We start from the raw sequence: 1,682 nt of genomic DNA on the forward strand, positions 1-1,682 counted from the left end.
ATCTTAGCCATGAATAGAGGAGAAAAAGACGGTATTTTAAAAGTGAGTATTGATGCGCCTACAGATCGTATTCTTTCATATTTACATAAACAAGTAATCAAAAAAAGGGATTCTTCAGCTGAAAGTTATATCATCTCAGCTATAGAAGATGCTTATAAACGCTTAATAGAACCATCTATTGAACGCGAAATCCGTAAAGAGCTATCAGAAAAAGCCGAAGAAAGAGCCATTCACATCTTTTCTGAAAACTTACGGAAACTTCTTCTCCAACCTCCATTGAAAGGGAAAGTGGTATTAGGAGTAGATCCAGCTTTTCGAACAGGCTGCAAATTAGCTGTAGTAGATGAAACAGGCAAGGTATTAAAAATTGATGTTATTTATCCACATCCTCCTGTGAGAAAAGCAGCTGAAGCGCAAAATAAATTAAAGAAAATGTTCGCTGAATACCCTATTGAAGTAGTAGCCATTGGAAACGGAACGGCATCTCGCGAAACGGAGCAATTTGTAGCGGATGTTCTTAAAGAAATTGAAAACCCAGTTTATTATTTGATTGTGAATGAAGCGGGAGCAAGCGTATATTCGGCTTCTGATGTTGCTAGAGAGGAATTTCCTGATTTTCAAGTAGAAGAGCGAAGCGCTGTATCGATTGCCAGAAGGCTGCAAGATCCGCTGGCTGAACTTGTGAAAATCGATCCTAAGTCGGTAGGAGTAGGGCAGTATCAGCATGATGTGTCTCAAAAGCAATTAAATGATTCACTGACTTTTATTGTAGAGACAGTAGTAAATCAGGTAGGAGTAAATGCAAACACGGCTTCTGCTTCGCTTCTACAATACGTTGCTGGTCTAAATAAGACAGTTGCTCAAAACATTGTAAAATATCGGGATGAAAACGGAAAATTCTCTAACCGAAAACAGCTGAAGAAAATTCCGCGTCTAGGTGCTAAAACGTATGAGCAGTGTATTGGGTTTTTACGTATTATAGAAGGTGAAGAACCTTTAGACAGAACGGGTATCCATCCTGAAACATATGGAGACGTTAAAAAGCTTTTAAAGAAAGCTGAAGTGAAAGAGACTGAGCTTGGAACGGAGAAAGTAAAAGAAGCATTAAAACATATTTCTTTACCCGAAATATCAGAAGAACTAAGTATAGGGGAGCTTACTTTAAAAGACATTATAGAAGCGCTCGTAAGACCGGAAAGAGATCCTCGTGATGAACTGCCAAAACCTTTGCTCCGTCAGGATATTTTGAAGCTAGAGGATCTTGCCAAAGGTATTCAGCTTGAAGGTACTGTGCGAAACGTCGTAGACTTCGGAGCGTTCATCGATATAGGAGTTAAGCAAGACGGTCTAGTCCATATTTCTAAATTAACGAATCGGTACGTTAAGCACCCCCTCGATGTCGTTTCAGTAGGAGATTTGGTGAATGTGTGGGTAGAAGACGTAGATATGAAAAAAGGAAGAGTCGCATTGACGATGATTCCGCCCCATCAATAATAAAATTGCCTTTTCAGATTTTCTGAAAAGGCAATTTTATTTTTAAAAAGAAGTGATTAAGAAGCGGAGTTATTTTTTTGATAAAAAAACCAACATTGATTGAGCAATTTTATTTGTGCACGGTCTTTTTCAGAATAAGCGCGCCTCATTTGTTTTTGTAGCCACATTGGCATAAGGACAATCACTCC

The 1,682-nt window shown here is 38.6% G+C and carries 2 protein-coding genes; one reads left to right on the forward strand and one right to left on the reverse strand.

Features of this window, described 5'->3' with window-relative positions; translation table 11 throughout:
• Positions 1-1,494 (forward strand): helix-hairpin-helix domain-containing protein (locus AC1DRF_RS26470; protein ID WP_477742127.1); only part of this gene is annotated, 1,494 nt, incomplete at its 5' end.
• A gap of 56 nt (positions 1,495-1,550) precedes the next feature.
• On the opposite strand, the gene cmpA is transcribed toward AC1DRF_RS26470, so the two are convergent.
• On the reverse strand, positions 1,551-1,667 hold the full coding sequence (gene cmpA, locus AC1DRF_RS26475; RefSeq protein WP_013055014.1) for a cortex morphogenetic protein CmpA: 117 nt from the start codon (positions 1,665-1,667) through the stop codon (positions 1,551-1,553).
• Positions 1,668-1,682: the final 15 nt, after the last annotated feature.

The organism is Priestia sp. P5_B4 (assembly GCF_056400385.1).